The organism is Mesorhizobium sp. (assembly GCF_004962925.1).
Classification (GTDB): Bacteria; Pseudomonadota; Alphaproteobacteria; order Rhizobiales; family Rhizobiaceae; genus Mesorhizobium.
The window spans coordinates 26157-33984 of record NZ_SUEO01000043.1 but is presented as its reverse complement, the minus strand read 5'-3'; the positions used below and the strand labels follow the sequence as shown (position 1 = coordinate 33984).

At 65.0% G+C, this 7828-nt stretch carries 9 protein-coding genes; 3 read left to right on the top strand and 6 right to left on the bottom strand.

Features of this window, described 5'->3' with window-relative positions; translation table 11 throughout:
• Window positions 1-95: 95 nt before the first annotated feature.
• The 3 genes from E5W87_RS11750 to E5W87_RS11740 form a co-directional block, all read right to left on the bottom strand.
• Window positions 96-1064 carry an SH3 domain-containing protein gene (locus tag E5W87_RS11750; RefSeq protein ID WP_367118818.1) on the bottom strand — a complete coding sequence of 323 codons (969 nt, stop codon included), beginning with the start codon at window positions 1062-1064 and terminating at the stop codon, window positions 96-98.
• A gap of 118 nt (window positions 1065-1182) precedes the next feature.
• Window positions 1183-1941, bottom strand: coding sequence for a metallophosphoesterase family protein (locus E5W87_RS11745; RefSeq protein WP_292397211.1), 759 nt, complete (start codon window positions 1939-1941; stop codon window positions 1183-1185).
• A gap of 101 nt (window positions 1942-2042) precedes the next feature.
• A complete protein-coding gene (locus E5W87_RS11740) occupies window positions 2043-2399 on the bottom strand; it encodes a helix-turn-helix transcriptional regulator (protein WP_292397207.1) in 357 nt (118 codons plus the stop codon).
• Between the two features lie 192 nt (window positions 2400-2591).
• Between E5W87_RS11740 and E5W87_RS11735 the strand changes: the two genes are divergently transcribed.
• The gene (locus E5W87_RS11735; protein ID WP_292223687.1) at window positions 2592-3770 is read left to right on the top strand and encodes an MFS transporter; all 1179 of its coding nucleotides are present in this window, start codon (window positions 2592-2594) and stop codon (window positions 3768-3770) included.
• A 29-nt stretch (window positions 3771-3799) separates the two neighbouring features.
• Here the strand turns inward: E5W87_RS11735 and E5W87_RS11730 are convergent, their stop codons facing one another.
• Window positions 3800-4258, bottom strand: coding sequence for a MarR family winged helix-turn-helix transcriptional regulator (locus E5W87_RS11730; RefSeq protein WP_292397204.1), 459 nt, complete (start codon window positions 4256-4258; stop codon window positions 3800-3802).
• Window positions 4259-4475: 217 nt separating this feature from the next.
• Between E5W87_RS11730 and E5W87_RS11725 the strand changes: the two genes are divergently transcribed.
• A complete protein-coding gene (locus E5W87_RS11725; RefSeq protein ID WP_292397201.1) occupies window positions 4476-5270 on the top strand; it encodes an SDR family oxidoreductase in 795 nt (264 codons plus the stop codon).
• Between the two features lie 77 nt (window positions 5271-5347).
• On the opposite strand, the gene E5W87_RS11720 is transcribed toward E5W87_RS11725, so the two are convergent.
• Window positions 5348-5947, bottom strand: a complete 600-nt coding sequence (locus E5W87_RS11720) for a LysE family translocator (protein WP_292397198.1) — start codon at window positions 5945-5947, stop codon at window positions 5348-5350.
• Between the two features lie 98 nt (window positions 5948-6045).
• Between E5W87_RS11720 and E5W87_RS11715 the strand changes: the two genes are divergently transcribed.
• Complete coding sequence (locus tag E5W87_RS11715) at window positions 6046-6915, top strand: LysR substrate-binding domain-containing protein (protein WP_292397195.1); 870 nt, start codon at window positions 6046-6048, stop codon at window positions 6913-6915.
• A gap of 71 nt (window positions 6916-6986) precedes the next feature.
• On the opposite strand, the gene E5W87_RS11710 is transcribed toward E5W87_RS11715, so the two are convergent.
• Window positions 6987-7640 (bottom strand): dihydrofolate reductase family protein, encoded by a 654-nt coding sequence (locus E5W87_RS11710; protein WP_292397192.1) that lies wholly within the window; start codon window positions 7638-7640, stop codon window positions 6987-6989.
• Between the last annotated feature and the right edge of the window lie 188 nt (window positions 7641-7828).

The following is a 7828-nucleotide window of genomic DNA, read 5'->3' as shown; positions in this document are numbered from 1 at the left end:
CAGTAGGGCAGTAGGGCAGTAGGGCAGTAGGGCAGTAGGGCAGTAGGGCAGTAGGTAGAGGTTCGAGCGCCTTTTAAACGTATTGCCCTACTGCCTTATTCCCCTAACCACTGATCCGTAATCTCGAAGCGTTCGGAAACGCCGACCCGGATCAGGTTCAGGCCGCCCTCGCGCGTATAGCGGAATTCGCCTGATGCATTCGAGCCGGCGGGCCGGCCGGCCTGGAAGCTGATGACGCGCGTGCCGCCATCGGGCCAGGTCACGGTCACCTCGGCTTTGTCGCCCGCGTGGACGACACCTGCCTTGCAGCTGGTCATCGGCTGGCCGACATAGCGTGCGCAAGGAATCTCGTTGCGGGCACCCAGGGCCGGCGCGGGCCTGCCTGGGGGCTGCAGCCGCGCAACGGTTTGTGCGTCGGCCGGAGGCGCCGCATTGGCGGCGCGATTCTGGATGGCGTCCTCCGTTGCCGCGAGCGCCGGCATCTCCCCGGTCGGCGGATTTCCGCTGGCCGCGAGCGCCAGGGCATCCTCGATGGCCGCCCTGCCGATTGCGTCAGCTGCTGTCATCGTGGTTTCGGGATCGGCCGCGCCCAAGCGCGCCGTCAGGTCGGGCAGCGGCTGATCCGCAGTTGCCGGGTTCGAGGCCTCGGCTGCAGGGGCCGTGCCTTCGCCGGTCGTTTCGGTATCCTCAACGGCCGCAGGATTCTCGGGGTCCAGGTAGCGCGCGGGAGCCCATCCGGTCAGCTGCGGGTTGTCGATTTCCGCGACCTTGCACCAGCGATAGCCATTGACGTCATTACAGCCGAGATTGTTCACGCTCGTACCATTCGGCAGCCGGGCCTGGATCTTGCCCATCGCCGATGCCGTGGCGCGGACGTTCAGGAGATCGCCTGGAGCGAGGTCGGTCACGATGGAAACGAAAGGCGCCTCCTCGGCCCTGGCCGGCAGTGCCGGCAGCAGGAGAGGGGCCGCAATCAGCGCGTACAGCGTCGTTCGGAGCGTAACGGTGCGCCTCATCATTTGGCCGTGGGCGATAAATGCATTACCGAAGGCGCGGCCAGGCACGGAAACGCCACCGCATGCCGGGTCGATTTTATAAGGGACGACATGGCGCTATGTAAGCCCGAAAATGCGACCCCGGCATGAAGGCGGTTCAGCCTGGCGGCATGAACGCGTTCCGCGTTCAGCCCGGCATAAATCCGGTGCGTAGCGCGTGGGCCCATTCCGGCCGTCCCGCCTGTTCGGCCTGCCGCGCCGCCGCCTCGTGATCGTAGTCGACGGCGATGGCCTCGAAGCGGTCGGGGCGGCCCGGTTCGCCCAGTTCGACGATGCCGTAGCGTGCATGCGGAGAGCCTTGCTCGGAAACATGCGCCGGCGGTGTCGAATCGTCGTAGGCGGGGCAGCCGATGCTGCCCGGATTGAAGATGACCGGGCCGTCGGGGATACGGATCAGCTCGCTGCGGTGGCTATGGCCGCACAGCACGATGCGGCAAGCGGGATCGAGCGCGGCCAGCCGTCGCTTGATGACGGCCAGCGGTGCGCGCACCAGCCGGCCGTCGGCTATCGTATCGGTCAGGTATTTTTCGTCGTGGTCGGGCCGGGCATGGAAGGCGGTTACCCCAGGCGCGATCTCCAGCGTGAGGGGCAAGGCGAACAGCGCCTCGCGCTGCGCCGCCGTCAGCCGCTCCTGCGCGTAGCGGTCGGACGGCCACATGGTTTCATCGGCAGTGTCGTGGGCGACGCGGCGGTCGTGATTGCCGCGCACCGTCGGTAGGGCAAGCGCTTCAAGCCGCTCCATGGTTTCGCGCGGCCAGAGCGGGCCGGAGACGCAATCGCCGAGATTGACGATGAGGTCGGCGCTGCCGCGCTGCCGCAGGTCGTCGAGCACAGCGTCCAGGGCGAGGACGTTGCCGTGAATATCGGCGAGGACGGCAATGCGCATGGGAAACTCCGTTGGGTCGAAGCATGGCATAGCAGGAGGACTGCCAGGACACTAACCAATCCTGGCGAGTTGTGCTCGGTACTGGCGGGTGCGGGAGACGGCTATGCCTGGATTTTGATCTCGTTGGCGCCGACTGCGGGCAGTGCAGTATCGTCGACGGCAGCGGCGATGACGCTGTCGAGCAGGCCCGGAAAGCGGGCATCGAGGTCGTCGCGGCGCAGCGTGATCAGCCGGCTGGTGCCGACCACCTCGGCGCGAGTGACGCCGGCCTCGCGCAACTTGGCCAGATGATAGCTCAGATTGGTCTTCGAGCCGAGATCCAGGAATTGGCTGCAGTTCAGCGGCACGCCTTCCTTGCTGGCGAGATAGCGCACGATGGCCAGCCGCGTGGGATCGCCGAGCACGGCAAGCACGTTCGGCAGGCTGATCTGGTCGGCGGTGGGATGGGGCAAGGTCATGCCCAGGAATTAAGCACAATCGGGGCTGATTTCAACGCATCTCCTCCTTTGGCGAGTGCACACAGTTTCTACATTTATGCCCTGTCCTGACACAGGGTTGTCAGCAGGGGTCAGCTATTTTCGCGAGGCTTCATTGACATCATGCCCTGTTATGTCCAATTGTTCAATAACCTTTGAACTAAGGAAGAATCCATGGACAAGCGCCTCATCTGGCTTGCGCTCGGATCATTCACGATCGCGACCGAAGGCTTCGTCATTTCAAGCCTGTTGCCCGACATCGCGGCCGATGCCGCCATCTCCGTTCCACTCGCCGGGACGCTGATCACCGCCTTCGCGCTCGCCTATGCGCTTGGTACACCGATCCTGGCGACGCTTACCGGCGAATGGGACCGGCGGCGCGTCATCTTGTGGACGCTGGTGTTTTTCGTGCTGGGCAATCTGGCGGCGGCGCTGAGTTCGTCGTTCGAATTGCTGCTGATCGCGCGCATCGTCATGGCGCTGTCGTCCGGCCTGTTTGCGGCGACGGCGCAAGGGACGGCCGTGGCGCTTGTCGATGATCATCACCGCGCCCGCGCCATTGCCGTCGTCGTCGGCGGCACCACGGTGGCGGTGGCGGTCGGCGCGCCGCTCGGCGCGCTTGTCGCGACCATTGCGGGCTGGCGCGGCACGTTCTTTGCCATCGCCGGGCTTGGCGCGCTGGCCGGCGCGATCCTGTGGTACCGGCTGCCGAAGGGCATTGTCGGCACCAGGCTGCCGCTGAAGCGCCGGCTGGCAGCGGCACTGCGCCCGGGCGTCATGCCTATTCTTGTGACGACGGTCCTGGCACTGATCGGCGCCTTCACCGTCTTTGCTTTCGTCGCGCCGCTGGCCATCGAAGGCGGTGGCTTGAGCGCGATCGCGCTGCCCGGCATGCTTCTGGCCTTTGGTGTCGGCGCCGTCATCGGCAACATTGCCGGCGGGCAGGCGGCAGACCGCTTCGGCGCGACGCGTACCGTCAGCTGGTCGCTGGCGCTCAGTGCAGGGATGCTGGTCATGCTATCGGTCATCCCGACCTTCCTGCCGCACAGCATCGCCGGACCGGCGCTGATGGCCATGATGGTGCCATGGGGCATCGTTGGCTGGGCGTTCCCGCCGGCGCAGGCCAGCCGCATCATCAAGCTGGCGCCCGATGCCGCACCGATCGTGCTGTCTCTCAACGCCTCGGCGCTCTATCTCGGCGTGGCGCTGGGCGCGGTGGTCGGCGGCGCGGTGCTGCGCTATGGCGCGCCGGCCGATCTCGGCCTGGTCGCCGCAGTGTTCCCGATCCTCGGCCTTGGCGTGATGTTGGCCGGCCACCGGGCCGCCCGGGCGGTGGCCATGCCGGCAGAATAAGTTCTGGCTACCGCCGGCCGTCCGAGACCTCAGGTCGCTGCCGACGGTATACCGAAATCCAGCGCGGCGATGTCATCCAGCGCCGCGCGCAACATTGCCGCGTGCTCCTTGCCGACCATGTCCTCAAAACGCTGCTGGGCGACGCGCCACAGCTTCATGGCCTCATCGAGCTTGATCAGGCCCTGCGGCGTCAGCCGCACGCGCTTGATACGGCGGTCATCCGGATCAGTGAAAGTCTCGACATAACCGTCGCGGATCAGCGGCTTCAGCGTATGGCCGAGCGCCGACAGGTCCATGACCAGGGCCGCGGCGATGGCGCCCATGGCCGGCTCGTCGCCGATATGGATCTGGTAGAGCAGGCCTTGCTGAGTGGCCTTCAGGCCCGACGGGGCGACCACATCGTCATAGAACTGACCAAGCTTGCGCGTCGCGCGGCGCAGCACGGCGTTGTTGCAAAGGGTCAGGCCCGGAAGGGCGGCTTTCGACATGATTGGTCCTTGGCGACGCGACATGATGTCCGTTCGCTGCCTCACAAATAATCCCCGCGTCGATCATTGACAAGATAGTGGCATATACCTACTTCGCAAACAGTGGCATATGCCACTAATTAAGTCGCATGGCTTTGCCGGTAGGCGAGGGCGATCGCCCACGGTGCCTGCAGCCAGTTCGAAGCGAAGCAGATCAACCGAAAAAAGGAACAGGACAATGAGCGGACAGAACAACAAGGGCACGGCGGTTGTCACCGGCGCCTCGTCGGGCATCGGCGCTGTTTATGCGGACCGGCTCGCCGGCCAAGGCTATGATCTGGTGCTGGTGGCGCGGCGTGCCGACCGGCTCGAGGAATTGGCCGGCAAGCTGCGCGCCGAATACGGCCGCAAAGTCAGTGTGATCAGCGCCGATCTTGCCGACGACAACGATGTGCGCCGCGTCGAGCAGGTTATATCAACCGACGACAGCGTGACGCTGCTGGTCAACAATGCCGGTCTTGGGGGCGCGCAGGTCGTGGCAACGGCCGACGCCGACGTGGCCGAGCGGATGATCAAGGTCAATGTCGTCGCCTTGACACGCTTGACGCGCGCGGTGCTGCCGGGACTGCTGTCGCGCAACCGCGGCGCCATCGTCAACATCGCCTCGGTGCTGGCCTTCGACACCTCGTTCGGCGGCATCTACAGCGGCACCAAGGCCTATGTCGTCAACTTCACCGAGGCATTGCAGCGGGAAGTCGCCGGCACCGGGGTGAAGGCGCAGGTGGTGCTGCCAGGGGCCACGCGAACCGAGTTCTGGGAACTTGCGGGCAGCGATATCGATAGCCTCCCGAAGGAGATCATCATGACGGCCGACGATCTGGTGGATGCAGCACTTGTCGGCCTTGCCAGGGGTGAAGCCGTCACTGCACCAGCGCTTGCCGATGCGGCCAAGCTGGACATCTTCCTTGGCGCTCGGCAAGTCTTCTACGGCAGCTTGCATGCTGACAAACCGGCGGCACGCTACGCGGCTTGAGAGCCGAGGGGGGACTGGCGCCCTCGCAAAATTTGGGTTCCTCGCCCCCACGGAGGTGGGGAGAGGAACTCAGGCGTTTAGGCTGTTCGCCACATCGGGATGATCGAGGCGGCGAGCAGCAGGCCGAGCGCAATGTTCAACACCCGCCACTGACGCTCGGTTCTAAGCAATCGGGCGAGCAGAGTGCCGGCCACACACCAGGCCGACAGCGACAGCGCGGCTGCCATGCCGAAGACCGCGCCGAGCAGAAAGGCAAGCTGCAGCGGTCCGTCGGCGAGTGCGGCAAACGACGCCGCAGCGCCGAGTCCCATGGCCCAGCCCTTGGGGTTCGTCCATTGCAGGCCGGCGCCGCCGAAAAAGCTATTCGGCTTTGCCATGGTCACGTCCAGATTGGGTGGGTCGCTGCGGCCGATCTTGACGGCGAGCCAGATCAGATAGAGCGATCCGGCTATCTTCATCGCCAGTTGCAGGGACGGAGCCGCCGCCAGCAGGCCGGCGAGCCCGGCCGCACCTGCCGCGGCCACCGTGGCCAGGCCGGCAGCACTTCCGGCCATCAGCGGAACCGAGCGGCGAAAGCCGAACTGCGCCCCCGACGCTGTCGACAAGGTCGTGGCCATGCCGGGCGTGGAGGTCGAGACCAGCGCAAACAGGACGAGCGGAAGGATGGCCTCAAACATGCTGTTTCCTCTGTTGGGAATCCAGCATGCTAAGCATTGTCATGCATCAGTAAATGCAATGTTTGCTATGGTTAGCATTAGAGAATATAATATCAACCATGATCCGCAATCTCGACACGGCCCTGATCCGGACCTTCGTCACTGTCGCCGACAAGGCCAGCATGACGGCGGCGGCGAACGCGCTGCATCTTACGCAGGGCGCCGTCAGCCAGCAGATCAAACGGCTGGAGGAGGTTCTCGGCTCCAGCCTGTTCGAGCGGGACCGGCGCGGATTGCGGCTGACCCGTTCCGGGGAACGACTGTTCGGCAAGGGCAAGCGCCTGCTCTCCCTCAATGACGAGATCTGGGCCGAGATGGGGACCAGTGCGGTCGCCGGTGAGGTGCGGCTCGGCGTGCCGTACGATCTAGTCGGCACCATGCTTGCACCGGTGCTGAAGACCTATGCCGAGACCTATCCGCAGGTCGAGATTTCGCTGGTCTGCGCCTCGTCGCCGGAGCTTTCGGCGGCATTGGCAACTGGCACGATAGACCTTGCCGTGATCGAGGAACCGGTCGGTCCGTCCACCGGCGAATGTCTCGCCATCGACCGGCTGGTCTGGGTGGGCGCGAGGGGCGGCATAGCCCGCCGCAAGCGGCCTGTGCCGGTTTCGATGGTGGCCGACACCTGCGCCTTTCGCCCGGCGGTGCTGGCGGCGCTCAACGAGCATGGGCTGGAATGGCGGACCGTGTTCGAGAACGGCAACCTCGACGCGACGACGGCGACGGTGCGTTCGGACCTGGCCGTCACGACCTGGCTGGCCTCCACTGTGCCCAGCGATCTCGACATTCTGTCCGCCGATCCGGAGCTGCCGGCCTTGCCGAATTTCTCGATCAATTTGCATCTGCCGAAGCATGGTGTCGGGCCGGCGGCTCGAGAATTTGCCGCGTGTATCCGCGACGGGCTGGCGCGGCGGCAACAGGCGGCGTGATCGGCAGAATTGCAAAGGGACGGCCGGTGGTGTCCGGCCATCCCTTTGCTGCTAGCGCTGTGCGCGGTCGTTTATTTCCAGGTCCGGCGTCTCTCGATCTCGGCTTCGGACGGCTGTTCCTGGGCGAAGGACCCGGTCTTGATCTCACCGCCACGTTCATAGGTCGCCATGATGACGCCGGTGGTCGATACCTGTGAGCGGCTCAGCTTGAAGGCCGCCGGAATTGCGCCACTGCCGAACAGCCGCTTGCCCTTGCCCAGCACCAGCGGGAAGGTCAGCAGGCTGATCTGGTCGATCAAGTCATTGGCGAGCAAGGTCTGGATGAGTTCGCTCGATCCCTGGATGAGCAGGTCGGGGCCGTCCTCCTGCTTGAGCTGGCGCAGTGCGGCCACGACGTCGTCGCCCAGCCACCGGCTGTTTTGCCACGACAGCGTATCGGGCCGGTGCGTTGCTACATATTTGGTCGCGGCGTTGAAGCTGTCGGCGATCGGACCGCTCTTCTGGTACGGCCAGTGCGCGGCGAAGATGTCGTAGGTCTTGCGCCCGAGGAGCAGCGCGAAGGGTTTTGCGAAGGTCTCACCAATAAAGGCGCCCCCGACGTCGTCCCAGTAATGGAACGTCCAGCCACCGAATTTGAAGCCGCCGACAGGGTCTTCTTCCGGCCCGCCAGGCGCCTGCATGACGCCGTCGAGGCTGACGAATGTCGCAGTAATGATCTTCCTCATTGGATTCTCCCTTTTCATCATCCGTGCCGTCGGGGCCGGAGTTCGGCCAAAGGACGTGCGAGCGGACGCCTGTCCGACAGGGGGCCGGAAAATTTCCGGCGTTCCGGTTTCACGAAGGCCCGGTGCTCCGCGACGAGAACCAGACGTCGCCGATGACGGCAGTGGCGGTGTGGTCCGGTGTCTTGTCG